Genomic DNA, 24,506 nt, shown 5'->3' with positions numbered 1-24,506 from the left:
GTCATCGAAAAAAACGTTGCAGCAGCAACCATTTAGCCCGGACAGGCATCGGCGGGGAGGAGACCCGGGACGCGCGCGGCGGGGACGTGGGAGAGAGGAACGTCGGCCACTGCGCATCCCGGGACGCGTCAAGTATTCGTTAACGCTAGAATTGCGTCGCAGGAACAGTGCTCACCAGCACATTCCATCCGGTTATATGGACCCCTCCCCCGATGATCTCCCTTCGTAATTTCGCCTTGCGCCGCGGCGAGCGGCTGCTGTTGTCCAATGTCGACCTGACCCTGCACGCCGGTTACCGGGTAGGTGTGGTCGGCCGCAACGGTGCTGGCAAGTCCAGCCTGTTCGCGGCGGTGAAGGGCGAGCTGGAGGCCGACAAGGGTGACGTCGACCTGCCCGGCAAGGTCCGTATCGCCAGCGTGGCCCAGGAAACCCCGTCGCTGCCGGACCCGGCGCTGAGCTTCGTGCTGGGCGGCGACACCGAGGTGGCCGCGGTGCTGGCCGAAGAGGCCGAGGCGACCGCGCGCGAAGACTGGGAGGCGGTGGCCAACGCACACACCAAGATGGCCGAGATGGGGGCCTACGACGCCGAAGCGCGCGCCGGCAAGCTGCTCCACGGCCTTGGTTTCCCGGCCGAGACCCATCACCGCGCGGTCTCCTCGTTCTCCGGCGGCTGGCGCGTACGCCTGAACCTGGCCCGCGCGCTGATGATGCCCAGCGACCTGCTGCTGCTGGACGAACCGACCAACCACCTGGATCTGGACGCGGTGTACTGGCTGGAACAGTGGCTGCTGAAGTACCCGGGCACCCTGCTGCTGATCTCGCATGACCGCGAGTTCCTCGACAACGTGGCCACCCACACCCTGCACCTGCACGGTGGCGGCGCCAAACTCTACCCGGGCGGCTACACCGATTTCGAGCGCCAGCGCGCCGAACAGCTGCGCCAGCAGCAGATCGCGCACGAGAAGGAGCAGGCCGAGCGTGCCCACCTGCAGAGTTTCATCGACCGCTTCAAGGCGCAGGCCAGCAAGGCCGCGCAGGCGCAGAGCCGCATGAAGCGCCTGGCCAAGCTGGCCGGCACCGAAGCGGTGCGCGCCGAGCGTGAGTTCCGTATCGAGTTCGCGCCGCCGGCCAAGCTGCCGTTCTCGCTGATCCGCCTGAACCACGTCGAGGCCGGCTACGGCAAGGACGCGGTGATCCTGCACAACGTCGGCTTCGGTCTGGAAGCGGGCCAGCGCATCGGACTGCTCGGCCCCAACGGCGCCGGCAAGACCACCCTGGTGAAGACCCTGGTGGGTGAACTGGCGCCGATCGTCGGCGAGCGCATGGCGCACCCGGACCTGAAGATCGGCTACTTCGCCCAGCACACGGTGGAGTCGCTGCACGAAGGCCAGTCGCCGATGGAGCACTTCCGCGAGATCGCCCCGGACGCACCGAACCAGTCGTTCCGCGACTTCCTCGGCAAGTGGAACTTCCCGGGTGACCGCGCGTTCGAGCCGGTCGACGGCTTCTCCGGTGGCGAGCGCGCACGCCTGGCGCTGGCGCTGATCGCCTGGCAGCAGCCGAACGTGCTGCTGCTGGACGAACCGACCAACCACCTTGATCTGGAAATGCGCGAAGCGCTGGCCGAAGCATTGGCCACCTTCGAAGGCGCGATCGTGATGGTCTCGCACGACCGCCATCTGATCGGCCTGGTCTGCGATACCTACTGGCGCGTGGCCGATGGCGTGGTCGAGCCGTTCGATGGCGACCTGGATGCCTATGCCGCGTGGCTGCGGACCCGCCCGCAGGCGCAGGGCACCAAGGCGCGCATGGAGCAGGTGGAAGAGCCGGTGGTGGTCAAGACCGCCCCGGTGGCGCAGGTGGTGCAGAAGAAGCCGGTGAACCCGCACAAGCTGGCCGCGGCCGAGGCCAAGGTGGCCGAGCTGGAAGGTGCACTGGCCGAGCTGGACCGGCAGCTGGCCGACCCGGCCAACTACGCCGATGCCACGCGCATGGCGGTACTCGGCCGTGACCGCGAAACCGCCGCGGCGCAGCTGGAAAAGGCCGAAGCCGCCTGGATGGAACTGCTCGAGTCCTGATGCCATCGGTAGCGCCGGGCCATGCCCGGCGAGCGCAACGGATCGCAAAAGCCGCCGGGCATGGCCCGGCGCTACCCACGTTCCCTGCGTTTCATCCCTGCGCCTGCAGCCACTCGCGGAACCGCTTTGCCGGCTCGCGCTCTGCACGCGAGCGCAGCCGCGTCAGCCAGTAGCGTCCCAGCTCCAGTGTGGTGCCGAACGGCTGCAGCAGGCGGCCTTCGGCCAGCTCCTGCTCGAACATGCGCAGCGGCAGCAGCGCCACGCCGGCACCACCGGCCGCGGCCATCGCCACGGTCAACGACGAATCGAACACCGGCCCGCGCGCTTCCACGCCACTGACGCCTGCCGCCTGCAACCAGCGCGGCCATTCGTCGCTGCGATAGGAGCGCAGCAGCGGCAGCGTGCCCAGGTCGCGCGGCTGTTTCAGGCGCCGCGCCAGTGCCGGCGCGCACAGCGGCGCGAACGGCGCGTCGAGGATCGCCGTGCAGGCCTGGCCCTGCCAGTCGCCATCACCAAACCGGATGGCCAGGTCCAGGCCTTCGCCGGCCAGGTCGATGCGGTTGTTGTGGGTCTGCAGGCGCAGCTCGATGTCCGGGTGCGCTGCCTCGAACGCGGCCAGCCGTGGCAGCAGCCAGCCGGTGGCGAAGGTGCCGACCACGCCCAGGGTCAGCACTTCACGCGCAGGTCCGCCGGTGTAACGCGCGATGCTGGCCGAGATGCGTTCAAACGATTCGTTGAGCACCGGATACAGCGCCGCGCCTTCTTCGGTGAGCGCCACGCCGCGCGGCAGGCGATGGAACAGGCGGATGCCGAGCCGGTCCTCAAGCCCGCGAATCTGGTGGCTCAGCGCGGCCTGGCTGACACACAGCTCCAGCGCGGCACGGGTGAAGTTCTGGTGGCGGGCGGCGGCCTCGAAGGCGCGCAGCGCGTTCAGGGGCAGGGTAGGGTGCAACATCGCGCCGTCGTGAGCTGGAGTGATGGCTGATCCTAACCCTTCAATGGTGGATTTCGGGAAATTAAAGGGTTGAATACGTCAGGCATTAATACTTCTCATGTCTATTGCAGATTTTTTGCGCTGGTCGCTCCCGATCAAGGCTTCAATAATCGAGCGGTCCCCCAGGAGAACCCGCATGCTTGCCCGTCGCCGATTCCTGCAGTTCAGTGGTGCCGCCGTTGCTTCCTCGTTTGCGCTGCCGTTGCTGGCACGTGCAGCGGGCAGGGCCGCCGCCACCGCGCCCACCGATGCCGCCATTACCGCCGCCACTGACTTCGCCGCGCTGGAAAAGGCCTGCGCCGGACGCCTCGGCGTGACCCTGCTGGACACTGCCAGCGGTCGCCGCATCGGTCATCGCCAGGACGAGCGCTTCCCGATGTGCAGCACCTTCAAGAGCATGCTGGCCGCGACCGTGCTCAGCCAGGCCGAGCGCATGCCGGCATTGCTGGACCGGCGGGTGCCGGTGCGTGACGCCGATCTGCTCTCGCACGCACCGGTCACCCGCCGTCATGCCGGCAAGGACATGACCGTGCGCGATCTGTGCCGTGCCACGATCATCACCAGCGACAACACCGCTGCCAACCTGTTGTTTGATGTGGTCGGCGGGCCGCCAGCGGTCACCGCGTTCCTGCGCGCCAGCGGCGATGCGGTCAGCCGCAGCGACCGGCTGGAGCCGGAAATGAACAGCTTCGCCGAAGGCGACCCGCGCGACACCACCACCCCGGCTGCGATGGCGGGTTCGCTGCAGCGTGTGGTGCTGGGGAAAGTGCTGCAGCCGGCATCGCGGCAGCAGCTGGCCGACTGGCTGATCGATAACGAGACCGGTGACGCCTGCCTGCGCGCGGGACTGGGCAAGCGCTGGCGGGTGGGCGACAAGACCGGCAGCAATGGCGAGGACGCGCGCAACGATATTGCCGTGTTGTGGCCGCGGGCAGGCGGCGCACCGTGGGTGCTGACCGCCTATCTGCAGGCCAGTGCGATCAGCAACGAGCAGCGCGCCCAGGTGCTGGCCCAGGTGGGCCGGATCGCCGATCGACTGATTGGGTGAGGTAACCGGGGTCATTCAAACGTCGCTTGCCGGATCGGTTCGGCGCGCGCATCCTGCGCGCGTTCGAACCCCACGGAAGACCCCGATGAGCCATGAGTTGATCTACCTGCTGCTGATCTTCGCGCTGCTGGTGATCCCGCGCGCGCTGCAGCGCTTCAGCCTGCCCGCACCACTGACCTGCCTGCTGTTCGGCATCATCGGCATGCTCTGGCTGGGGGATCAGGCACATGATGCGGTGATCGGACTGCTGGCCACCCTGGGCATTTCCTCGCTGTTCCTGTTCGCCGGCCTGGAAGTGGATCTGCAGGCGCTGCGCCGGGGCATGTGGCCGCTGCTGGCACATCTGGTCATCCGTACCGGCACGCTGTTCGGGGTGGGCTGGCTGGCTTGGCGCTATGCGGGGCTGCCGTGGCAGGCCGCTGGCCTGTTGGCGTTGGCGCTGCTGACGCCGTCCACGGGCTTCATCATGGATTCGCTGTCGCGGCTGGGCCTGAGCGAGGACGAGCGGTTCTGGGTGACCAGCAAGGCGATCGCCGGCGAACTGCTGGCGCTGGCGGCGTTGTTCATCGTGCTGCAGGCCGGCGATCCGGGGCATATGGCGCTGTCCAGCCTGGCGCTGCTGGCGATGATGGTCGGCCTGCCGTTGCTGTTCATCGCGCTGGGTCGCTGGGTGGCACCGCATGCGCCCGGCTCGGAATTCTCGCTGCTGGTGATGGTCGGCATGGTGGCGGCCTACATCACCTACCTGCTGGGCGTGTACTACCTGGTTGGCGCGTTCATCGCCGGGCTGGTCGCGCGCCTGCTGCACCAGCGCATGCCGTTGCTGGCCTCGCACGAGAACCTGCATGCGCTGCGCCTGTTCGCCTCGTTCTTCGTGCCGTTCTACTTCTTCAACGCCGGCACCAAAGTTCCCAGCGAAGCGCTCAGCTTCGAGGCGCTGGGGCTGGGCATCGTGATCACCCTGGTGGTGCTGCCGCTGCGCATCGGCGTGGTCTGGCTGCAGCGCCGGGTGATGTTCGGCGAGAGCTTCCGCAGCAGCCTGCGGGTCTCGCTGGCGCTGGCACCGACGCTGATCTTCACCCTGGTGCTGGCGGCGATCATGCGCGAGCGCTTCCAGATCCCGGCGGTGCTGTTCGGTGCGCTGTTGCTGTACGCGGCGCTGACTACGCTGCTGCCTTCGCTGGTGTTCCGTACCCCGTTTGACGTTGATCCGGTGGAGCAGGAGCCGGCCGGTCAGGGCGAGGCCGCACCCGTGGCGGCGACCGAAGCACTGCCGACAGCACCGTCTGCCGAGCGCTGAGCGGGACTGGCGCGCGGTTTGCGCCCATCGTCCATGGCCGTTAGGGTTGGGGCATGAGATCGATTGCCGTTGCCACTACCGCCGCCCTCCTGCTCAGCCTCGCTGCGTGCACGCAGCGCTCCGATACGGTCGCCCATGATCTGGCGACCGCACCGGCCGACGCCTTCATGGCCGCCATCGCTGCACATTGCGGCCAGGCCTACGCCGGCAAGGTGGTGGAGGACTCGCCGGCACCGACCGGCAAGGATCCGTTCGCCGGGCAGCGCCTGGTCATGCATGTGCGTGGCTGCGCCGACCCGGCGCATGAGCTGCGCATCCCGTTCCACGTGGGTGATGACCACTCGCGGACCTGGGTGCTGACCCGCACGCCGAACGGGCTGCGGCTGAAGCACGACCACCGCCACGAAGATGGCAGCCCCGACGCGATCACCCTCTACGGTGGCGACAGCACGCCACCGGGCACCGCCGAGCGCCAGCAGTTCCCGGCCGATACGGAGTCGGTGGCGATGTTCCGCCGCGCCGACATGCTGGCGTCGACCCACAACACGTGGGCGATGGAGATCGATCCCGACCAGACCTTCGTCTACGAGCTGACACGCCCGGACGGCCGCCGCTTCCGCGTGCAGTTCGATCTGAGCAGGCCGGTCGACCTGCCACCGCCGCCTTGGGGTGATGAGGCCGCGCAGCCAGCCCGGTAGCGCCGGGCCGTGCCCGGCAGGTTTTTCTGCAGTTGACCGCGCCACTGCGCTCGCCGGGCATGGCCCGGCGCTACCCCTCACTGCGTGCCGAAGCGCGCCCGGCAGCCGTTGCTCACCCACACCTGGCCACGCGAGTAACCCCAGCTGCGGCCTTCCTGGCAGGCACTGCCGGACAGCTGCTGCTGCAGCACCGGGCGGCCCTGGCGCTCATCCCAGTCGCAGGTCTGCGAGCGGTTGTTGTTGCTGCTGCAGGTCACCGTGTAATTGCTGTTTCCGCCGCCCCAGCCACCGCCGCCACCGCCCCAGCCACGGGCTTCGGCGAATTCGGCACGGCAACCGCCACTGACCCAGACCGCGCCATTGCGCACGCCCCAGGTACGCCCTTCGTTGCAGGGGCTGCCAGACAGCTGGCGGACCAGGCGGGCATTGCGCCAGCCGACCGGGCAGCTGCGCTCACGGTTGTTCTGGCTCTCGCAGCGGATGGTCTCGCCGGGCCGGCCGTTGTTGCCGCCCCAGCCACCGCCATTGCCGCCGCCCCAGCCACCGCGGGCCTCGACGAACTCCGCTCGGCAGCCGTTGGTGACCCAGATGCTGCCGTTACGGCTGCCCCAGGTTCGTCCTTCATCACAGTCCGAGCCGGACAGCTGGCGCACCAGCTGCGCATTGCGCCAGCCGGTGTTGCAGACCCGTTCGCGGTTGTTCTGGCTTTCGCAGCGGACCACGCCGCTCTGCGCATGCGCGGAAGGGGCGGGCAGGGCAAGGGTACCCAGGGCACCCAGGCTGAGGGTTACGGCCAGGCTGGCCAGGGACAGCGGTTTCATGGCGGCATCCCATACGGTGGCAGGTGCCCGACTATAGGGAGGGGGGCGATCAAGCCGGTGTGACTGGCCGGATTTGCCCCGGCCGGGGCCTCGGCCGCAGAATACGAGGCTTTCCGGCCCCCATCCGGTGCCGGCGTTCTCCAGCGGAGCTTCCCCCCCATGCGTACCCACTTCTGCGGCCTGGTCGATGAGACCCTGATTGGCCAGACTGTCACCCTCGCCGGCTGGACCGACGTGGCCCGTAACCAGGGCGGCGTCTGCTTCATCGATCTTCGAGATCATGAAGGCATCGTGCAGGTGACCGTGGAAGTCGACAACGCCGACGTGTTCGCCGTGGCCGCGTCGCTGGGCTATGAGGACGTGCTGCAGGTGGAAGGCGTGGTGCGTGCCCGCCACGCGGTGAACGACAAGATGCGCACCGGCAAGGTGGAAGTGATCGCCACTGCCATCACCGTGCTGAACAAGGCCGCGCCGCTGCCGTTCCACGCCCACGAGAACCCGGGCGAAGAAACCCGCCTGAAGTACCGCTACCTGGACCTGCGCCGCCCGGAAATGCAGCGCATGCAGCGCACCCGCATCAAGCTGGTGCAGGCCCTGCGCCGCCACCTGGACGAGAAGGGCTTCCAGGACATCGAGACCCCGATCCTGACCAAGGCCACCCCGGAAGGCGCCCGCGACTTCCTGGTGCCGGCGCGCATGCACCCGGGCGAGTTCTACGCCCTGCCGCAGAGCCCGCAGCTGTTCAAGCAGATCCTGATGGTGGCCGGCTTCGACCGCTACTACCAGATCGCGCGCTGCTTCCGCGATGAAGCACTGCGTGCCGACCGCCAGCTGGAGTTCACCCAGCTGGACATGGAATTCGCCTTCGTGCGCGAGCGCGACGTGCAGGACTTCGTCGAAGACATGATCCGCGCCATCTTCAAGGAAGTGGTCGACGTCCAGCTGGATGCCAGCTTCCCGCGCATGACCTGGGCCGAGGCGATGCGTCGCTACGGTTCGGACAAGCCGGACCTGCGCATCGCGCTGGAGCTGGTCGACGTGGCTGAACTGGTCAAGGACAGCGAGTTCGCAGTGTTCACCGGCCCGGCCAACGATACCGAAGGCCGCGTCGCCGCGCTGCGGATCCCGGGCGGCGCAGCGCTGAGCCGCAAGCAGATCGACGAGTACGCCGCGCACGCCGCCAAGTACGGCGCCAAGGGCTTGGCCTACATCAAGATCGCCGACAACGGCGAAATCAGCTCGCCGATCCAGAAGTTCTTCAGCGAGGCCTCCTTCGCTGCGCTGGTCGCCCATGTTGGCGCCGGCAACGGCGACATCGTGTTCTTTGGTGCCGGCGGCTACAACAAGGTCTCCGACTTCATGGGCGCGCTGCGCCTGAAGGCCGGCAAGGACTTCGGCCTGGTCGCCGACGGCTGGGCGCCGCTGTGGGTCACCGACTTCCCGATGTTCGAATGGGACGAGGAAGAACAGCGTTACGTCGCCCTGCATCACCCCTTCACCGCGCCGGCAGTGGACGACATCGCCGACCTGCGCGCCAACGCCCGTACCGCCGTTTCGCGCGGCTACGACATGGTGCTCAACGGCAATGAGATCGGCGGCGGTTCGATCCGTATCCACCGTCCGGACATGCAGAGCGCGGTGTTCGAGCTGCTGGGCATCGGTGCCGAAGAAGCCCGTGCCAAGTTCGGCTTCCTGCTCGACGCTCTGAACTACGGCGCGCCGCCGCACGGTGGCATTGCCTTCGGCATCGACCGCATCGCCGCGCTGATGGCCGGCACCGAATCGATCCGCGACGTCATCCCGTTCCCGAAGACTACCGGTGCACAGGATCTGATGACCGACGCGCCGTCGCCGATCGTCGACGCGCAGCTGGCCGAAGTGCACATCCAGGTTCGCCCCAAGACCAACTGATCAGGAGATCCAGGCAATGACCGAGTTTGCGTTTTCGCTGGAGTGGGAAAAGCTGGGCAATGAAGGCTCCGAGGCCAACCTGGTCACCGAGCGTGCACGGGTGTTCGGTGGTTGGCTGGTCCGCGTCGGTACCAACCCGGCGGCGATGGCCCTGACCTTCGTCGCCGACGGCGAAGGCCGTTGGGACGGTGAAGACTTCGGCGTCGAGGATTACGAGGACGACGAAGAGGAAGAGTACGACGAGGACGAGGAAGGCGAGGAAGAAGAGGACGAGGACGAAGAGGAGTACGAGGAAGAGGACGGGGAAGAAGAAGCGGAGTCGCCTGAAAAGGCTTGACCCCTGCTTCGCCCTGGCGTCAACTTCCTGCATGTATTCGATCCGCCGCGCCACTGTGGACGACGCGCCGACCCTGTCGGCGCTGGCCGCCCGCACGTTCACTGAAACCTTCGGCCATCTGTACCCGCCGCAGGACCTGCAGGCCTTCCTGGAGGAGGCCTACGCGGTCGAGCGCCAGCGCGTGATCCTGGCCCACCCCGATTACGCGGTGTGGCTGCTGGAACTGGATGGGGAGGCGGTCGGCCATGCCGCCGCCGGCCCCTGCGGCCTGCCGCACCCGGACGTGAAGCCCGGTGACGGCGAACTCAAGCGCCTGTACCTGATCAAGACGCAGCAGAGCTGCGGCTGGGGCAGCCGCCTGCTGGAAACCGCGCTGGCCTGGCTGGAACACGAGGGCCCGCGCACCCTGTGGTTGGGCGTGTGGTCGGAGAACTTCGGCGCACAGCGCTTCTACGCCCGCTACGGTTTCGAGAAGGCCGGCGAATACCTGTTCCCGGTGGGCGACACGAAGGATCTCGAATTCATCCTGCGCCGCGCACCGCGCGCGGCCTGATGTTCACTGCCGCTTGCTGCGCGCGCGTGTTCAATCACCGTACGTTCCTGCCCCGCTGACCGCCAGGCTGTTTGCATGACTCCCCCCGTATTGCTGCTGCATGGCATCTGGAATGCCCGCGCCTGGGTCGGGCCGCTGGCCTGGCGCCTGCGCGCGCGCGGCTTCCAGGTGCACGCGTTTGGTTATTCCTCGGTGTTCGGTGGCCCGGACGTGGCCGTACCGCAGCTGCTGGAGCGGCTGGCCGACGCCGGCCCGCTGAGTTTGGTCGGCCACAGCCTGGGCGGGCTGCTGGCGCTGGAAGCGCTGCGGCGCAATCCGCAGCTGCCGGTGCAGCGCGTGGTCTGCCTGGGTTCGCCGCTGCGCGGCAGTGGTACCGCACGCTCGTTGTCCGAGCACGGCTGGGGCCTGGCGCTGGGCCGCAGCAGCGAGCTGCTGCTCGATGGCCTGCCGGACTGGCAGGGCCGGGCGGAGGTTGGCCTGATCGCCGGCTCGGTACCGCATGGGCTGGGCAGCCTGCTGGGTGCCATCGACGATGCCTCCGACGGCACCGTGGCACTGGCCGAGACCCGCCTGCCGGGGCTGGCCGACCATTGCGTGGTGCGCACCAGCCACAGCGGCCTGGTGGTATCGCCCGACGCCGCGCGGCAGACCGCGCATTTCCTGCGTCATGGCCGTTTCGACCACAGCCGCGACGCCGCCGCCGCGTAAGTTGGTGGGAGCGAACGGCCTGCCAGGGTGGGTGCGAACGGCACCAGGGTGGGTGCGAACCGTTGGTTCGCACGCTCTTCGCCGGGCATGGCCCGGCGCTACCGGGAAAAGCACCGCCAGATCGCCAGCGGTAGCGCCGGGCCATGCCCGGCGAGCGCAGCGGCATCCATCGGGCCTAGACACGGTTGCAGCGCCCGATCAGGTAGAATCCGCGCCTTGATCCTGAAGCAGCCAGACGGTAGCACCCATGGGTAGAGGCCCCTCCATCGAAGCCCGCAAGAACGCGTCCGACGCGAAGCGCGGCAAGATTTTCACCAAGATCATCCGCGAGATCGGCGTCGCCGCGCGCGGCGGTGGAGGCGACCCCAACAACAACCCGCGCCTGCGCGTGGCGGTGGACAAGGGCCTGGCCGTGAACATGTCCAAGGACGTGATCGAGCGCGCCATCAAGAAGGCCACCGGTGAACTGGAAGGCGTCGATTACGAGGAAGTCCGCTACGAGGGCTACGCCCCCGGTGGCGTGGCCGTGATCGTCGACTGCCTGACCGACAACCGCGTGCGCACCGTGGCCGATGTCCGCCATGCGTTCAGCAAGTGCGGCGGCAACATGGGCACCGAAGGCTCGGTGGCCTTCATGTTCAAGCGCCTGGGCGTGCTCAGCTTCGCCCCGGGCGCCGACGAGGAGGCCATCACCGAAGCCGCCATCGAGGCCGGCGCCGATGACATCGTGGTCTATCCGGACGACGGCTCGATCGACGTGGTCACCAGCCCTGACGCCTTCAACGCGGTCAAGGACGCGATGACCGCCGCCGGCCATGTCGCCGATCACGCGGAAATCACGTTCCGCGCGGACAACGACATCAAGGTCGAGGGCGAGGTCGCCCTGCAGGTCAAGAAGCTGCTGGACATGCTGGAAGATCTGGACGACGTGCAGGACGTGTACTCCAACGCCGAACTGGGCGCCGACGCCTACGCCTGAGCCGTCCTCGACGGCCTGGGCGCGGGCCGTTGAACGGTCACCGCGGACAGTCATGAGCCCATACGCCTCCCAGCGCACCCCGTTCCACCCTGCCAGGAGCGCAGCATGACCCGCATCCTCGGCATCGACCCCGGTTCACAGCGGACCGGGGTCGGCATCATCGATGTCGACGCCGCCGGGCGCGTCACCTACGTGCACCACCAGCCGCTGGTGCTGCTGGGCGCGGACGATTTCCCGCAGCGCATGAAGCTGCTGGTGCTCGGCCTGGCCGACCTGTGCCGCGAGTTCCAGCCGCAGGAAGTGGCCATCGAACGCGTGTTCATGGCCCGCAACCCCGATTCGGCGCTGAAGCTGGGCCAGGCCCGGGGCGCGGCGATTTCCGCCGTTGTGCTGCGTGACCTGCCGGTGCATGAATATGCCGCCAGCGAGATCAAGCTGGCGGTGGTCGGTCGTGGTGGTGCCGAAAAGCAACAGGTTCAACACATGGTCGGGCTCATGCTCAACCTGAAAACCAAGCTGCAGGCCGACGCGGCCGACGCGTTGGCGGTGGCGATCACCCATGCCCACGTAAGGGCAACGGCCAACCGCCTGGGGCTCAGTGCCCGCCAGGCGTGGGGCCGCAAATGAGGAGCTGCACGCAATGATCGGTCGACTGCGCGGCATCGTCGCCTACAAGGCGCCGCCGTGGCTGGTGGTGGACGTGAACGGAGTGGGCTACGAGCTGGAGGCGCCGATGAGCACCTTCTATGACCTGCCCGAACTCGGCCGCGAGGTCACCCTGTACACCCATTACGCGCAGAAGGAAGACAGCGTCTCGCTGTACGGCTTCCTGCGCGAGGGCGAACGGCGGCTGTTCCGCGACGTGCAGAAGGTCAGTGGCATCGGCGCGAAGATCGCGCTGGCCGTGCTGTCCGGGGTCACCGTCGAGGAATTCGCGCGCATGGTCCAGGCCGGTGACATCACCGCGCTGACCCGCATCCCGGGCATCGGCAAGAAGACCGCCGAGCGCATGGTGCTGGAACTGCGCGACCGCGCCGCCCAGTTCGGTGCCGGCGGCGCGCTGCCCACCGGCAGCGGCCCGGCCGCGGCCGACCCGCTTTCCGATGCCACCGTGGCGCTGCAGCAGCTGGGCTACAAGCCTGCTGAAGCGGCCCGCATGGCCCGCGACGCCTTCACTGAAGGCGATGAAGTGGCCACCGTGATCCGCAAGGCGCTGCAGTCCGCGCTGCGCTGAGTCGGCTTCCTTTCTCTCAACGAACCGCCTGAGCCTCGCCAGGAGTCCCATGTCCAGCAGTCAAACCACGCACGCAGCTGCCCCCGGCGGCCACGGTCACGCTCCTCCCGCCGGAGGCCTGGCGCTGATCATCGGTGCGATCGGCGTGGTCTTCGGTGATATCGGCACCAGCCCGCTGTACACCCTGAAGGAGGCGTTCTCGCCGCACTACGGGCTCAACAGCGACCACGACACGGTACTGGGCGTGCTCTCGCTGGCGTTCTGGGCACTGAACATCGTGGTCACGCTGAAGTACGTGACCATCATCATGCGCGCCGACAATGACGGCGAGGGCGGCATCATGGCGCTGATGGCGCTGACCCAGCGCACGCTGCGCAACGGGTCGCGCTCGGCCTACGTGGTGGGCATCCTTGGCATCTTCGGCGCCTCGCTGTTCTTCGGCGACGGCGTGATCACCCCGGCGATCTCGGTGCTTGGCGCGGTCGAAGGCCTGGAGGTGGCCGCGCCCGGCCTGCATGCCTTCATCGTGCCGATCACGGTGGTGGTGCTGATGATGGTGTTCGCCGCGCAGCGCTTCGGCACCGAGAAGATCGGCAAGGCGTTCGGCCCGATCACGTCGGTCTGGTTCATTTCGCTGGCGGCGATCGGCATCTACAACATCGTCGATGCGCCGGAAGTGCTGAAAGCCTTCAACCCGTGGTGGGCGATCCGCTTCTTCATGGAGCACAGCTGGCACGGCATCTTCATCCTCGGTGCGGTGGTACTGGCGGTGACCGGCGGCGAAGCGCTGTACGCCGACATGGGCCACTTCGGTGCCAAGCCGATCCGCCATGCCTGGTACTTCTTCGTGCTGCCGTGCCTGGTGCTGAACTACCTGGGGCAGGGCGCACTGGTGCTCAACCATCCCGAGGCGCTGAAGAACCCGTTCTTTGAGGCAGTGCCGTCGTGGGCGCTGTACCCGATGATCATCCTGGCCACCATGGCGGCGGTGATTGCCTCGCAGTCGGTCATCACCGGTGCGTTCTCGGTCTCGCGTCAGGCGATGCAGCTGGGCTACATCCCGCGCATGCGCATCAAGCACACCTCGCACGACACCATCGGCCAGATCTACATCCCGGGCATCAACTGGGGCATCGCGGTGATGGTGATCGGCCTGGTGCTGGCCTTCCGCAGCTCGTCCAACCTGGCGGTGGCCTACGGCATCTCGGTGTCGGCGACCATGCTGATCGATACCCTGCTGCTGGCCCTGGTGGCCCGCTCGTTGTGGCCGAAGGCACGCGCCTGGCTGCTGCCCCTGTGCGTGGTGTTCTTCATCATCGACCTCGGCTTTGTCATCGCCAACGGCGCCAAGCTGCTGCAGGGCGCCTGGTTCCCGGTAGTGCTGGGCATCTTCCTGTTCACCATGATGCGTACCTGGCGCCGGGGCCGCGAGCTGCTGCGCGATGAGATCCGCAAGGACGGCATCCGCCTGGATACCTTCCTGCCTGGCCTGATGCTGGCGCCTCCGGTACGCGTGCCGGGCACCGCCGTGTTCCTCACTGCGGATCCGACCGTGGCCCCGCACGCACTGATGCACAACCTCAAGCACAACAAAGTGCTGCACGAACGCAACGTGTTCCTGCATGTGGAAACCCTGCCGATCCCGTATGCGATGGAAGGGCAGCGGCTGAAGATCGAATCGGTGGGCGACGAGTTCTACCGGGTCTATGTGCGCTTCGGCTTCATGGAGACCCCGGACGTCCCACTGGCGCTGATGCGCTCGTGCGACCACGGCGGCATCTACTTCGACCCGATGGACACCACCTTCTTCGCCAGCCGCGAGACCATCGTGGCCACCGCCAACCGCGGCATGCCGATCTGGCGCGACAAGCTGTTCGCGCTGATGCACCGGAATGCCGCGCCGGCGACCGGCTTCTTCCGGATTCCGGGTAACCGGCTGGTGGAACTCGGCGCGCAGGTGGAGATTTAATCTCCACCGTCGATTCCTCCAGGGATCCGTCCACGCATGGCGTGGATCTACCGTGCCGACCAACGGTCGGCCCCCACCAAAGCAGAACGCCGTTCCGACAGACCGCAGGAAACTGTCGAAGGCGGGGTGGGTCCGGTTGCGGGGGCGTGAGCGCCATGGATGGCGCGACCGAGCCTACATGGACGTATTTACGGCGTCCCCCGCAACCGGACCCACCCCGCCATTCCCCAGGAAGCCCGCTTCGGCTGTTGCTCTGGATGTTGCCGTTGCCTCTGCGGGCGCCGGGCGCAGCCCGGCCGAACCCCGCACTTTTGCCGCATAATCAGCACATGACCGACGACCGCATCATCGGCGCCGGCGCCACCCGCGAGGATGACGCCGCCGACGCCAGCATCCGCCCCAAGCGCCTGGCCGACTATCTTGGCCAGGCCCCGGTGCGCGAGCAGATGGAGATCTACATCGAAGCGGCCAAGGGGCGCGGCGACGCGCTCGACCACGTGCTGATCTTCGGGCCGCCCGGCCTGGGCAAGACCACGCTCAGCCACGTCATCGCCAACGAACTGGGCGTGGCCCTGCGCGTGACCTCCGGCCCGGTGATCGAGAAGGCTGGCGACCTGGCTGCGCTGCTGACCAACCTGCAGCCGCACGACGTGCTTTTCATCGACGAGATCCATCGCCTGTCGCCGGTGGTGGAGGAAGTGCTGTACCCGGCGATGGAAGATTTCCAGATCGACATCATGATCGGCGAGGGCCCCGCTGCCCGCTCGATCAAGATCGACCTGCCGCCGTTCACCCTGATCGGTGCCACCACCCGTGCCGGCCTGTTGACCGCACCGCTGCGTGACCGCTTCGGCATCGTCCAGCGGCTGGAGTTCTACAGCGTCGAAGAGCTGACCCGCATCGTGCGCCGTTCGGCGGCGATCCTGGCCATCGACTGCACCGCCGATGGGGCAGGGGAGATCGCGCGCCGCGCGCGTGGCACCCCGCGTATCGCCAACCGCCTGCTGCGCCGCGTGCGCGACTACGCGCAGGTAAAGGCGGGCGGCCACATCGACGAGGCCGTGGCACAGGCTGCGATGCAGATGCTGAAGGTCGACCCGGAGGGCTTTGATGAGCTCGACCGGCGCCTGCTCAGGACCATGGTCGACTACTTCGATGGCGGCCCGGTCGGCATCGAATCGCTGGCCGCGGCCCTGTCCGAGGAGCGTGGCACGCTGGAAGACGTGGTCGAGCCCTACCTGATCCAGCAGGGCTTCCTGGTGCGTACCGCGCGTGGCCGCATGGCCACCCACAAGGCTTACCGGCACATGGGCCTGAAGCCGAAGAACCCGCCGCAGGACCTGTTCGCGGAGGTTCCCGATGTTGGTTGAGCCACTATTCAGTTGGCCGACACGCATTTACTGGGAAGATACCGACGCAGGCGGCGTGGTCTACCACGCCCGCTACGTGGCCTTCATGGAACGGGCCCGGACCGAATGGATGCGTGCGCTCGGCTACGGCCAGGAGCGCATGCGCGCCGAGCATGGGATGGTCTTCGCGGTGCGCTCGATGCAGATGGATTTCATCAGGCCGGCACGGCTGGATGACACCCTGCAGGTGAGCGCCCGTCTGGTCCAGCTGAAGAAGGCCAGCATGGTCTTCGACCAGCAGATCCTGCGCGACGGCGAGTTGCTGCTGTCGGCCCAGGTCCGCATCGCCGCACTGGACGCGGCCAGTTTCCGCCCGCGTGGCATGGACGAGGCCGTCCTTGCCGTGCTGCAACCCCACCTCCACCCCGAATCCGAACACTGAGGAACAACGGATGATCGCAACGCTCCTGGCCCTGCAGGCCACGGTCACCGAGGCACTGCCGGCCGACGTCAGCAACGCCGCGACACAGACCCTTGCCCAGGCCACCACCGGCGGCGGCATCAACTACCTCGAACTGATGGCCAAGGCCAGCCTGCCGGTGAAGATCATCGTGCTGCTCCTGCTGGTCGGCTCGTTCGTCAGCTGGGTGATCATTTTCCGCAAGGCACGCGTGTTCAAGCAGGCCACCCGCGAAGCCGACGAGTTCGAGAACCGCTTCTGGTCCGGCGCCGACCTGGGCAAGCTGTACAGCGCCGCCACCGACCGCAGCCGCAGCGTGACCGGCCTGGAAGCCATCTTCGAAGCCGGTTTCCGCGAGTACACCCGCCTGCGCGACAAGCGCCGCCTGGACGGCCGTGCGCAGCTGGAAGGCGCGCAGCGTGCCATGCGTACCACCTACACCCGCGAAGTGGACCAGCTTGAGCGCAACCTGGAACTGCTGGCCAACATCGGTTCGACTGCCCCGTACGTGGGCCTGGTCGGTACCGTGTTCGGCATCATGGTGACCATGCACGACATGATCAGCAGCGGTGCGCAGGCCGGTATCGCCGCCGTCGCGCCGGGCATCTCCGAAGCGCTGTTCGCCACCGCCATCGGCCTGTTCGTGGCGATCCCGGCGGTGTGGGCCTACAACCGCTTCACCACCCGCGTGGAGCGCATGTCGGTGCGGTTCGAGACCTTCGCCGAAGAGTTCAGCTCCATCCTGCAGCGCCAGAGCGCTGGCGACGAGTAAGCGCCTGACCCGGGAGTCCAAGCCATGTCCGCTGCCATCGGCCGCCGAAAGCGCCGCAAGCTGAAATCGGAAATCAACGTCGTCCCCTACATCGACGTCATGCTGGTGCTGCTGATCATCTTCATGGTCACCGCGCCGCTGCTCACCCTGAGCTTCGACGTCGACCTGCCGCAATCCAACGCCAAGGCGCTGGAAAGCAAGCAGGACCCGGTGATCGTCTCGGTGCGCCAGGACGGCCAGCTCAGCCTGAAGCTGCCCGACGCCAAGGAGCCGACCGCCGTGTCGGCCGAGGAACTGGAAGGCCGCCTGGCCGGCATTGCCGCCCAGGACAAGGGCGTGCGCGTGATCGTCGCCGCCGACCGCGCCGTGGCCTATGAGAAGGTCATCGCCGCGATGGATGTGATCAAGCGCGCCAAGGTAGACAAGGTAGGCCTGGCCACCGATGCACGCTGACGCCCTGCCACCTTCGCATCAGCGCGAACCCGGCTGGGGCCTGCCCCTGGCACTGGCACTGCTGGTGCACCTGCTGGTCGCGCTGGTCTTCATCGTGGCCTGGTTCTGGTCACCCGAGCGCAACACCGATGCCGCCGTTGGTGACCCTTCGGTGGAGGCCAGCCTGGCGCTGTCCGCGTCTGAGGCGTCCGCCGCGCGCCAGGCCCTGCGCCAGTCGGAAAAGCTGGAAGACCTGCCGCCGCCGGTGGCCGAGCCGATCCCGGTGCCGGAAGACACCATTCCGCCGCCGCAGCCGATTCCCGAGCCGCGCCCGCAGGACGCGCCCACGCCCCAGCAGCAACAGGCGCAGGAGCGCGTCGCGCAGCCGGACACCAAGGACCAGGAAGCGGTGAGCGCACTGGCCATCTCGCAGGAGAAGGCCAAGCAGGAACAGGAAGCCAAGCGCCGCCAGGAGCAGATCGACCTGACCGAACGCAAGCGCCAGGAAGAAGCGGAGCAGAAGCTGCGCTTGGCCAAGCAGCAGGAAGCGGACGAGAAGAAGAAGCAGGCCGAGCAGGAGCGCGTCGCGGCTGACAAGGCCGAGGCCGAGAAGCAGAAGAAGATCGCCGAGATCCGTGCCCGCCGCGAGCAGGCCGAGAAGGAAGCCAAGCTGGCCGAGCGGAAGCTGCGCGAGGTCGCCGCCGCGCGCAATGCTGCCGGCAGTGCCGCCGCCGGTTCCAGCGGTGCATCCCAGCCAGCCGCCGGTGGTGGCGGTAACAGCGACGATCTATCGGCCAAGTACGCTGCCGCGATCCAGGCCAAGGTGCTGTCGCAGTGGGTGCGTCCGGATACGGTGCCGTTGGGCCAGCGCTGCCAGATCACCATCACCCAGATTCCGGGTGGCACGGTGATGCAGGCCAAGGTCAGCCCGAACTGCCCGTACGACGAGGCCGGCAAGCGTTCGATCGAGGCCGCCGTGCTCAATGCGCAGCCGTTGCCGTACCGCGGCTTCGAGTCGGTGTTCGCACGCACGCTCAACTTCACTTTTACCGCCCAGGATCGCTGAGGCGGGCAGGGCAGGGGGGGGGGCTCGGGCCACTCCTGCCCATGGATGTCGCGCTTGCCTCTGGTGTGCTCGGTTTCGGCCGGGCAGGCTTTAGGCTTCTGTCGAACACCGCCCCGCTGGGCGGAGTGACCGGGGCAGGCAGGTGCGATGTTAGCCACGACGTTAACGGTGCGTGAGAGGACGGGCTGGAACTGACCCGGAATTCACGTACCCTTGGTTCATGATTGCGAAGCGGTTCACTCCTGCTTTGCTATCCCTCGTTCCGGTTTCCCCCTATTGAGCGCTCCATGAAAAAGATGCCTCGCTGGCTTGCCGTGTTTGCGGCCCTGTTGCTGCCCTTTGCTGCCGTCGCGCAGCAGAAGGGGCTGGATATCGACATCATCGGCGGCAATGCCTCCGCGCTGCCGATCACCATCGTGCCGATGCCCTACCAGGGTTCGTCGGCCGCTCCGCAGACCGACGTCGCCGGCGTGGTCCGTGCCGACCTGGAGCGTTCGGGCCAGTTCCGCACGCTGCCGGAAGCGCAGATCGTCGAAAAGCCGGTGCGTGGCGGCGACATCCAGTTCGCCACCTGGCGCGCGCTGAAGCAGAACTACATCGTGGTCGGTCGCGTACTCGACGCCGGTGCCGGTGCCTACCGCGTCGAATACGAACTGTTCGACGTGCCCAAGGGCGAGCGCCTGCTGGGCCTGGCGATGACTGCCCGCGGCAACGCCATGCGCGACGTCGCCCACCAGATGGCCGACGCCATCTACGAGAAGATCACCGGCATCCGCGGCGCCTTCTGGACCCGCATCGCCTACGTGACTGCCAGCGGCAAGGGCGACGCCATGCGCTATGCGCTGATGGTGGCCGACTCCGACGGCTTCAACCCGCAGACCATCGTGCGTTCGGCCGAGCCGCTGCTGTCGCCGTCGTGGAGCCCGGATGGCAGCAAGCTGGCCTACGTCAGCTTCGAGCGTGGCAATTCGGCCATCTACATCCAGAACATCGGCACTGGCGCGCGCGAGCTGGTCACCAGCTTCCGTGGCATCAACAGCGCCCCGGCATTCTCGCCGGACGGCCGCAAGCTGGCCCTGACCCTGTCGCGCTCGGGCAACCCGGAGATCTACGTGATGGACCTGGGCAGCAAGCAGCTGACCCAGCTGACCAACCACTTCGCCATCGATACCGAGCCGACCTGGGCCCCGGATGGCAGCGCGGTGTACTTCACCTCCGACCGCGGCGGCCGTCCGCAGGTCTACAAGGTCGGTGCCGGTGGCGGCAGCGCCGAGCGCGTGACCTTCCAGGGCAACTACAATGCCAAGCCGTCGGTGTCCTACGACGGCAAGAAGATCGTCGTCGCCCAGGGTTCTGGCAACAGCTACAAGATCGCGATGATGGACAGCTCGCTGGGGTCGCCCCGCTGGAGCACGCTGTCCCCGGGTTCGCTGGATGAATCGCCGAGCTTTGCGCCCAACGCAAGCATGGTGCTGTACGCCGCCCGCGAAGGTGGCCGTGGTGTGTTGTATGCCGTTTCGGCCGATGCGCGGGTTCGCCAGCGCCTGGTCCTGGCTGACGGTGATGTGCGCGAACCGGCATGGTCCCCATACCGTACCCAGCGCTAAAAGAGTGTTAATATTTTCGTTGTCTTGAACCCCTCATCGGCTTAGGAGCCACAAAGGTATCGCCATGAACAAGTCCACCCGCGTTCTGCTTGTTTCCCTGCTGTCTGTGGCCGTCCTGGCCGGTTGCTCGAAGAAGGTGAAGGAAGAGCCGGCAGCCCCGGTCGACACCGGCACCTCGACCACCACCCCGACCGGTCCGTCGACCTCCGGCCTGTACGGCCCGGGCGACCTGGACACCGACGCTTGCCTGCGCCAGCGCGTGGTCTACTTCGACCTGGACAAGGAAGACGTGAAGCCGGAATTCCAGGCCATCATGGCGTGCCACGCCAAGTACCTGCGTGACCGTCCGTCCTCGCGCATCACCCTGCAGGGCCACACCGACGAGCGCGGTTCGCGCGCGTACAACCAGGCCCTGGGTGAGCGTCGTGGCAACGGCGTCAGCTCGGCCCTGCAGGCCAACGGTGGTTCGGCTTCGCAGCTGACCGTCGTGTCCTACGGTGAAGAGCGTCCGGTCTGCACCGAGTCGAACGAGTCCTGCTGGTCGCAGAACCGTCGCGTCGAAATCGTCTACACCGCGCAGTAATCCATGCGCATTGGCATCAAACTGATGCTGGTCGTTGCGGCAGCCCTCGTGGCTGCCGCACCGGCGCACGCACAGCGACAGAGCCTGGCTGACCGTGTCGGCGCGCTCGAGCAGCAGATGTACAACAACAGTGCCAACCAGGACCTGTTGAACCAGATCAATCAGCTGCGGCAGCAGGTCACCAGCCTGCAGGCCTCGATCGAGCAGTTGCAGCATGACAACGCCCAGCTCAAGCAGTCCGCCCAGGACCAGTACCTGGATCTGGACAGCCGCCTGAACCGGTTGGAAGGGGGCAACGCCGCCCCGGCCCTGCCGCCCGTTCCGGCGAGCGCGCCGAAGGCCGCACCGGCCCCGGCAAAACCCGCAGCGGCGGCCACTTCCGAGCGGCCGCCTTCGGTCCATGGTGATGCCGGCAGCCTTGCCGCCACCGGCGACGAGCGCACCTCCTACAACGTTGCCTTCGATGCGTTGAAGGCCGGCAGGTACGACGATTCGGCGCAGCTGTTCCTGAGCTTCCTGGAGTTGTACCCGAACGGCGTCTACGCGCCGAACGCGCTGTACTGGCTGGGCGAGAGCTACTACGCCACCCGCAATTTCCCGATGGCCGAGACCCAGTTCCGAGAGCTGCTCTCGCGCTATCCGACCCACGACAAGGCCGCGGGCGGCCTGCTCAAGATCGGCCTCTCGCAGTACGGCGAGGGCAAGGTAGACCAGGCCCAGCAGACGCTGGAGACCGTCGTGGCGCAGTACCCCGGCTCGGACGCCGCGCGCACCGCGCAGGACCGTCTGCAGTCCATCCGCCTGGGCAAGCAGATCCGCTGATCCGCTGACCGGGCGTACAATGGGTGCCCTGTAGAGCCGAGCCCATGCTCGGCTGCTTTCGTTTCCGGACCGGCAAACCCGCCCGGATCCGGTAGCGCCGGGCCATGCCCGACGGCTCGCGTCACCGGCAGGGATATGCCCGTTTGGTTGCTGTTGTAGAGCCGAGCCCACGCTCGGCTGCTTTCGTTACCGGCCACGGTAGCCCACCCGCCACGTGTCCCACCAAGAAGTGCCCGCCATGACCGCCGTTACCCCATCCAGCGCCGCCGCCACGCCCAGTGAGATTGTGCAGTCGCCCCTGCCACGCCTGAAGATCACCGAGATCTTCACCTCGCTGCAGGGCGAAGCCGATACCGCCGGCTGGCCGACCGTGTTCGTGCGCCTGACCGGCTGCCCGCTGCGCTGCCAGTACTGCGATACGGCCTATGCCTTCCATGGCGGCACCTGGTGGGACATCGACGACATCGTGGCCGAGGTGCTGGCCCAGGGCGTGCGCCACGTCTGCGTGACCGGCGGCGAGCCGCTGGCGCAGAAGCGCTGCCTGGTGCTGCTGCAGAAGCTGTGCGACGCCGGCATGGACGTCTCGCTGGAAACCTCCGGCGCGCTGGACGTCAGCGCGGTGGACCCGCGTGTATCGCGCGTGGTCGACATCAAGACCCCGGGGTCGGCCGAAGTTGCGCGCAACCGCTGGGAGAACCTGCCGCTGCTGACCGCACGCGACCAGATCAAGTTCGTCATCTGCAGCCGCGAGGACTACGACTGGGCCAAGGCCCTGGTCGCCGAGCACGAGCTGGTGAAGCGCTGCACCGTGTTCTTCTCGCCCAGCAAGGGCGAGATCACCGCGCGCCAGCTGGCCGACTGGATCGTCGAAGACCGCCTGCCGGTGCGCTTCCAGATGCAGTTGCATAAAATCCTGTGGAACGACGAGCCGGGCCGATGAGCCCAGGCAACGTTCCTTGATGTAACTCCGGCGCGGGACAGCGTGCTGGCTTTCCCCTCCCAACCGGATGTTTTACCCATGAAGAAGGCAGTCGTGCTTCTCTCCGGCGGCATGGATTCAGCCGCCGTCATCGCCATGGCCCAGGAACAGGGCTTCGCCGTGCATGCCCTGAGCGTGCGCTATGGCCAGCGCCACACCTCCGAACTGGATGCCGCCGCCCGCGTGGCCGAGGCCCAGGGCGTGGTCGCGCACAAGACCGTGGACGTGGACCTGCGCAGCATCGGTGGCTCGGCGCTCACCGATGACATCGACGTACCCGAGGCCGGCGGCGCCGGCATTCCGGTCACCTACGTACCGGCGCGCAACACCATCATGCTGTCGCTGGCCCTGGGCTGGGCCGAAGTGCTCGGCGCCAACGACATCTTCTGCGGCGTCAACGCGGTGGATTATTCCGGCTATCCGGACTGCCGCCCCGAGTTCGTGGCCGCGTTCCAGGCGCTGGCCAACCTGGCCACCAAGTCGGGCGTGGAAGGTGCGGGCATCAAGGTACACGCGCCGCTGCAGTTCCTCAGCAAGGGCCAGATCGTCAGCGAAGGCGTGCGCCTGGGCGTGGACTTCGGCCTGACCGTGTCCTGCTACAACGCCGACGCCAACGGCGCCGCCTGCGGCCACTGCGATGCGTGCCGCCTGCGCGCGCAGGGTTTCGCCGAAGCCGGCGTGCCGGACCCCACGCTGTATGCCTGAGGTGATGGGGCTGATGCCCCAATGGTGGGTGCGAACCGTTGGTTCGCACTCTCTGTCCCGGCGCTACCAGCGGCTGGAGTCTGGTAGTGCCGGCCGCTGGCCGGCAGCCTCATCAGGCAACCACCCCGATGCCTCGATGAACGCCCGCACCGCCCCCGCATCGGCATAGTCCAGCTCGATCATCCGCGCGATCCCCGCCTTCTCATCAGCCTGCTGTCGCATGTACTCCTGCGCGATGCGATACCCGGCGTAGTACCCCACATCACTCACCCCGAACGGATTTCGGCCGTTGTTGTACAGCCAGTTGTCCAGGTCATCGCCGTCCATTTCAGCGACAAAACGCGCGCGGATCTCCTCCTCGTGCGCGGGCCCGTAGCTGTACAGTGGCAACGCCGGCCGACGCCCACTCAGCCGTTCGGCCACATACTCCGCCACGCCTTCGCGCACCGCGTACTGCGCCAGGCTGCCGGTAGTCTCGCGCTGCTGGGTATGCACGTACTCGTGCAGGTTGTTCTGCGCGTTGTTCGCCCCCGGACGGCTGTCGTAGAAGATCCGCAGGCGATCGCGCATTTTCGCCGGCAACTCGCTCACGTCCACGCGCTCATCGCCCAGCGCCATCTCCGCACCGATCAGCACCTTGTCACCCAGCGTGGTCCCGCCAGTACGCAGCACGCCCACGGCATAGGTGATGGTGGCCGGGCGCAGGGCGGGGTAGAGCGTGCGGAAGGCGGCCAGGTCCCGCTCCAGAGTGGCGCTGGCCTGCTGCGCGTTGGCGGTCAATGGGCGTACCGACGTCCAGAAGCGCGGCCACGCGCGCATGGCCTCGGCGTATTCGCGGGCGGTATAGTTGCGCACCTGCATCAGCGCATGCAGGCCGGGGCTGCCTGGATCGATGTAGCGCTCCTGCACCAGTGCGACCTGGCGTTCAACGTCGGGCTCGGCGCGCACAGCGTCATAAGTGGCCCAGAAGCGGCCGATGTCGTCGGTGACGACCTGGGATGGGGCGGCCAGTGCCGCACAGGGCAGCAACAGGGCGGCAACGAGGCAGAGGGGCAGGCGCATCCGTGGCTCCGGGCAGGAATCACAGCTGGGATGCGCGTG

General features: G+C 67.4%; 25 protein-coding genes. 22 read left to right on the top strand and 3 right to left on the bottom strand.

Annotated elements, in window-relative coordinates; translation table 11 throughout:
* The first annotated feature begins 212 nt into the window (after positions 1-212).
* Complete coding sequence (locus G370_RS0108120) at positions 213-2,078, top strand: ABC-F family ATP-binding cassette domain-containing protein (RefSeq protein ID WP_019660143.1); 1,866 nt, start codon at positions 213-215, stop codon at positions 2,076-2,078.
* Positions 2,079-2,169: 91 nt separating this feature from the next.
* Here G370_RS0108120 and ampR read toward each other — a convergent pair whose 3' ends face one another.
* Entirely contained in the window at positions 2,170-3,033 is an 864-nt protein-coding gene (gene ampR / locus G370_RS0108115) for a LysR family transcriptional regulator AmpR (RefSeq protein WP_019660142.1), read from the bottom strand.
* A gap of 175 nt (positions 3,034-3,208) precedes the next feature.
* Here ampR and blaL2 point away from each other — a divergent pair, with 175 nt between their 5' ends.
* The 3 genes from blaL2 (at position 3,209) to G370_RS0108100 (ending at position 6,118) form a co-directional block, all read left to right on the top strand.
* Positions 3,209-4,120, top strand: coding sequence for a L2 family extended-spectrum class A beta-lactamase (blaL2, locus tag G370_RS0108110; RefSeq protein ID WP_019660141.1), 912 nt, complete (start codon positions 3,209-3,211; stop codon positions 4,118-4,120).
* Between the two features lie 85 nt (positions 4,121-4,205).
* Entirely contained in the window at positions 4,206-5,420 is a 1,215-nt protein-coding gene (locus tag G370_RS0108105) for a cation:proton antiporter (protein WP_019660140.1), read from the top strand.
* Positions 5,421-5,473: 53 nt separating this feature from the next.
* Positions 5,474-6,118, top strand: a complete 645-nt coding sequence (locus G370_RS0108100) for a hypothetical protein (protein ID WP_019660139.1) — start codon at positions 5,474-5,476, stop codon at positions 6,116-6,118.
* Positions 6,119-6,195: 77 nt separating this feature from the next.
* Here G370_RS0108100 and G370_RS0108095 read toward each other — a convergent pair whose 3' ends face one another.
* Positions 6,196-6,939, bottom strand: a complete 744-nt coding sequence (locus G370_RS0108095) for a DUF3011 domain-containing protein (protein WP_019660138.1) — start codon at positions 6,937-6,939, stop codon at positions 6,196-6,198.
* Positions 6,940-7,098: 159 nt separating this feature from the next.
* On the opposite strand from G370_RS0108095, the gene aspS reads away from it, so the two are divergent.
* The 18 genes from aspS (at position 7,099) to queC (ending at position 23,405) form a co-directional block, all read left to right on the top strand.
* A complete protein-coding gene (gene aspS / locus G370_RS0108090) occupies positions 7,099-8,850 on the top strand; it encodes an aspartate--tRNA ligase (RefSeq protein WP_019660137.1) in 1,752 nt (583 codons plus the stop codon).
* Positions 8,851-8,866: 16 nt separating this feature from the next.
* Positions 8,867-9,187, top strand: a complete 321-nt coding sequence (locus G370_RS0108085; RefSeq protein WP_019660136.1) for a hypothetical protein — start codon at positions 8,867-8,869, stop codon at positions 9,185-9,187.
* A gap of 31 nt (positions 9,188-9,218) precedes the next feature.
* A complete protein-coding gene (locus G370_RS0108080; RefSeq protein ID WP_019660135.1) occupies positions 9,219-9,740 on the top strand; it encodes a GNAT family N-acetyltransferase in 522 nt (173 codons plus the stop codon).
* A gap of 75 nt (positions 9,741-9,815) precedes the next feature.
* Positions 9,816-10,448, top strand: a complete 633-nt coding sequence (locus G370_RS0108075) for an esterase/lipase family protein (RefSeq protein ID WP_019660134.1) — start codon at positions 9,816-9,818, stop codon at positions 10,446-10,448.
* Between the two features lie 247 nt (positions 10,449-10,695).
* On the top strand, positions 10,696-11,427 hold the full coding sequence (locus G370_RS0108070; RefSeq protein WP_019660133.1) for a YebC/PmpR family DNA-binding transcriptional regulator: 732 nt from the start codon (positions 10,696-10,698) through the stop codon (positions 11,425-11,427).
* 105 nt (positions 11,428-11,532) lie between these two features.
* On the top strand, positions 11,533-12,054 hold the full coding sequence (gene ruvC / locus G370_RS0108065; RefSeq protein WP_019660132.1) for a crossover junction endodeoxyribonuclease RuvC: 522 nt from the start codon (positions 11,533-11,535) through the stop codon (positions 12,052-12,054).
* Between the two features lie 13 nt (positions 12,055-12,067).
* A complete protein-coding gene (gene ruvA / locus G370_RS0108060; RefSeq protein WP_019660131.1) occupies positions 12,068-12,661 on the top strand; it encodes a Holliday junction branch migration protein RuvA in 594 nt (197 codons plus the stop codon).
* Positions 12,662-12,710: 49 nt separating this feature from the next.
* On the top strand, positions 12,711-14,630 hold the full coding sequence (locus G370_RS0108055) for a potassium transporter Kup (protein ID WP_019660130.1): 1,920 nt from the start codon (positions 12,711-12,713) through the stop codon (positions 14,628-14,630).
* A 329-nt stretch (positions 14,631-14,959) separates the two neighbouring features.
* Positions 14,960-16,000, top strand: coding sequence for a Holliday junction branch migration DNA helicase RuvB (gene ruvB / locus G370_RS0108050; protein WP_019660129.1), 1,041 nt, complete (start codon positions 14,960-14,962; stop codon positions 15,998-16,000).
* The gene (ybgC, locus tag G370_RS0108045; protein ID WP_019660128.1) at positions 15,990-16,421 is read left to right on the top strand and encodes a tol-pal system-associated acyl-CoA thioesterase; all 432 of its coding nucleotides are present in this window, start codon (positions 15,990-15,992) and stop codon (positions 16,419-16,421) included. Before ruvB ends, ybgC begins: the two co-directional genes overlap by 11 nt.
* A 10-nt stretch (positions 16,422-16,431) precedes the next feature.
* Complete coding sequence (tolQ, locus tag G370_RS0108040) at positions 16,432-17,211, top strand: protein TolQ (protein WP_005410752.1); 780 nt, start codon at positions 16,432-16,434, stop codon at positions 17,209-17,211.
* Positions 17,212-17,235: 24 nt separating this feature from the next.
* Positions 17,236-17,664: a protein TolR gene (gene tolR, locus G370_RS0108035; protein ID WP_005410751.1), complete on the top strand. Its 429-nt coding sequence runs from the start codon at positions 17,236-17,238 to the stop codon at positions 17,662-17,664.
* The gene (tolA, locus tag G370_RS0108030) at positions 17,654-18,709 is read left to right on the top strand and encodes a cell envelope integrity protein TolA (protein WP_019660127.1); all 1,056 of its coding nucleotides are present in this window, start codon (positions 17,654-17,656) and stop codon (positions 18,707-18,709) included. Before tolR ends, tolA begins: the two co-directional genes overlap by 11 nt.
* A 287-nt stretch (positions 18,710-18,996) precedes the next feature.
* On the top strand, positions 18,997-20,316 hold the full coding sequence (gene tolB, locus G370_RS0108025; RefSeq protein ID WP_019660126.1) for a Tol-Pal system beta propeller repeat protein TolB: 1,320 nt from the start codon (positions 18,997-18,999) through the stop codon (positions 20,314-20,316).
* Between the two features lie 64 nt (positions 20,317-20,380).
* Entirely contained in the window at positions 20,381-20,899 is a 519-nt protein-coding gene (pal, locus tag G370_RS0108020; protein ID WP_005418510.1) for a peptidoglycan-associated lipoprotein Pal, read from the top strand.
* A 3-nt stretch (positions 20,900-20,902) separates the two neighbouring features.
* Positions 20,903-21,721, top strand: a complete 819-nt coding sequence (gene ybgF / locus G370_RS0108015; protein ID WP_019660125.1) for a tol-pal system protein YbgF — start codon at positions 20,903-20,905, stop codon at positions 21,719-21,721.
* Between the two features lie 238 nt (positions 21,722-21,959).
* A complete protein-coding gene (queE, locus tag G370_RS0108010; protein WP_019660124.1) occupies positions 21,960-22,661 on the top strand; it encodes a 7-carboxy-7-deazaguanine synthase QueE in 702 nt (233 codons plus the stop codon).
* A 78-nt stretch (positions 22,662-22,739) separates the two neighbouring features.
* Entirely contained in the window at positions 22,740-23,405 is a 666-nt protein-coding gene (gene queC / locus G370_RS0108005; protein WP_019660123.1) for a 7-cyano-7-deazaguanine synthase QueC, read from the top strand.
* 63 nt (positions 23,406-23,468) lie between these two features.
* On the opposite strand, the gene G370_RS0108000 is transcribed toward queC, so the two are convergent.
* Positions 23,469-24,467, bottom strand: a complete 999-nt coding sequence (locus G370_RS0108000; RefSeq protein WP_019660122.1) for a DUF2268 domain-containing putative Zn-dependent protease — start codon at positions 24,465-24,467, stop codon at positions 23,469-23,471.
* Positions 24,468-24,506: the final 39 nt, after the last annotated feature.

The organism is Stenotrophomonas hibiscicola ATCC 19867, assembly GCF_000382065.1.
Taxonomy (GTDB): Bacteria; Pseudomonadota; Gammaproteobacteria; order Xanthomonadales; family Xanthomonadaceae; genus Stenotrophomonas; species Stenotrophomonas hibiscicola.
The sequence above is the reverse complement of the archived record's forward strand: the minus strand, read 5'-3'. Positions and strand labels throughout refer to the sequence as shown.

Bases quoted from the DNA above. Each gene is read 5' to 3' on its own strand.
- G370_RS0108120 (WP_019660143.1), top strand. From the start codon at position 213: ATGATCTCCCTTCGTAATTTCGCCTTGCGCCGCGGCGAGCGGCTGCTG.
- ampR (WP_019660142.1), bottom strand. From the start codon at position 3,033: ATGTTGCACCCTACCCTGCCCCTGAACGCGCTGCGCGCCTTCGAGGCC.
- blaL2 (WP_019660141.1), top strand. From the start codon at position 3,209: ATGCTTGCCCGTCGCCGATTCCTGCAGTTCAGTGGTGCCGCCGTTGCT.
- G370_RS0108105 (WP_019660140.1), top strand. From the start codon at position 4,206: ATGAGCCATGAGTTGATCTACCTGCTGCTGATCTTCGCGCTGCTGGTG.
- G370_RS0108100 (WP_019660139.1), top strand. From the start codon at position 5,474: ATGAGATCGATTGCCGTTGCCACTACCGCCGCCCTCCTGCTCAGCCTC.
- G370_RS0108095 (WP_019660138.1), bottom strand. From the start codon at position 6,939: ATGAAACCGCTGTCCCTGGCCAGCCTGGCCGTAACCCTCAGCCTGGGT.
- aspS (WP_019660137.1), top strand. From the start codon at position 7,099: ATGCGTACCCACTTCTGCGGCCTGGTCGATGAGACCCTGATTGGCCAG.
- G370_RS0108085 (WP_019660136.1), top strand. From the start codon at position 8,867: ATGACCGAGTTTGCGTTTTCGCTGGAGTGGGAAAAGCTGGGCAATGAA.
- G370_RS0108080 (WP_019660135.1), top strand. From the start codon at position 9,219: ATGTATTCGATCCGCCGCGCCACTGTGGACGACGCGCCGACCCTGTCG.
- G370_RS0108075 (WP_019660134.1), top strand. From the start codon at position 9,816: ATGACTCCCCCCGTATTGCTGCTGCATGGCATCTGGAATGCCCGCGCC.
- G370_RS0108070 (WP_019660133.1), top strand. From the start codon at position 10,696: ATGGGTAGAGGCCCCTCCATCGAAGCCCGCAAGAACGCGTCCGACGCG.
- ruvC (WP_019660132.1), top strand. From the start codon at position 11,533: ATGACCCGCATCCTCGGCATCGACCCCGGTTCACAGCGGACCGGGGTC.
- ruvA (WP_019660131.1), top strand. From the start codon at position 12,068: ATGATCGGTCGACTGCGCGGCATCGTCGCCTACAAGGCGCCGCCGTGG.
- G370_RS0108055 (WP_019660130.1), top strand. From the start codon at position 12,711: ATGTCCAGCAGTCAAACCACGCACGCAGCTGCCCCCGGCGGCCACGGT.
- ruvB (WP_019660129.1), top strand. From the start codon at position 14,960: ATGACCGACGACCGCATCATCGGCGCCGGCGCCACCCGCGAGGATGAC.
- ybgC (WP_019660128.1), top strand. From the start codon at position 15,990: ATGTTGGTTGAGCCACTATTCAGTTGGCCGACACGCATTTACTGGGAA.
- tolQ (WP_005410752.1), top strand. From the start codon at position 16,432: ATGATCGCAACGCTCCTGGCCCTGCAGGCCACGGTCACCGAGGCACTG.
- tolR (WP_005410751.1), top strand. From the start codon at position 17,236: ATGTCCGCTGCCATCGGCCGCCGAAAGCGCCGCAAGCTGAAATCGGAA.
- tolA (WP_019660127.1), top strand. From the start codon at position 17,654: ATGCACGCTGACGCCCTGCCACCTTCGCATCAGCGCGAACCCGGCTGG.
- tolB (WP_019660126.1), top strand. From the start codon at position 18,997: ATGAAAAAGATGCCTCGCTGGCTTGCCGTGTTTGCGGCCCTGTTGCTG.
- pal (WP_005418510.1), top strand. From the start codon at position 20,381: ATGAACAAGTCCACCCGCGTTCTGCTTGTTTCCCTGCTGTCTGTGGCC.
- ybgF (WP_019660125.1), top strand. From the start codon at position 20,903: ATGCGCATTGGCATCAAACTGATGCTGGTCGTTGCGGCAGCCCTCGTG.
- queE (WP_019660124.1), top strand. From the start codon at position 21,960: ATGACCGCCGTTACCCCATCCAGCGCCGCCGCCACGCCCAGTGAGATT.
- queC (WP_019660123.1), top strand. From the start codon at position 22,740: ATGAAGAAGGCAGTCGTGCTTCTCTCCGGCGGCATGGATTCAGCCGCC.
- G370_RS0108000 (WP_019660122.1), bottom strand. From the start codon at position 24,467: ATGCGCCTGCCCCTCTGCCTCGTTGCCGCCCTGTTGCTGCCCTGTGCG.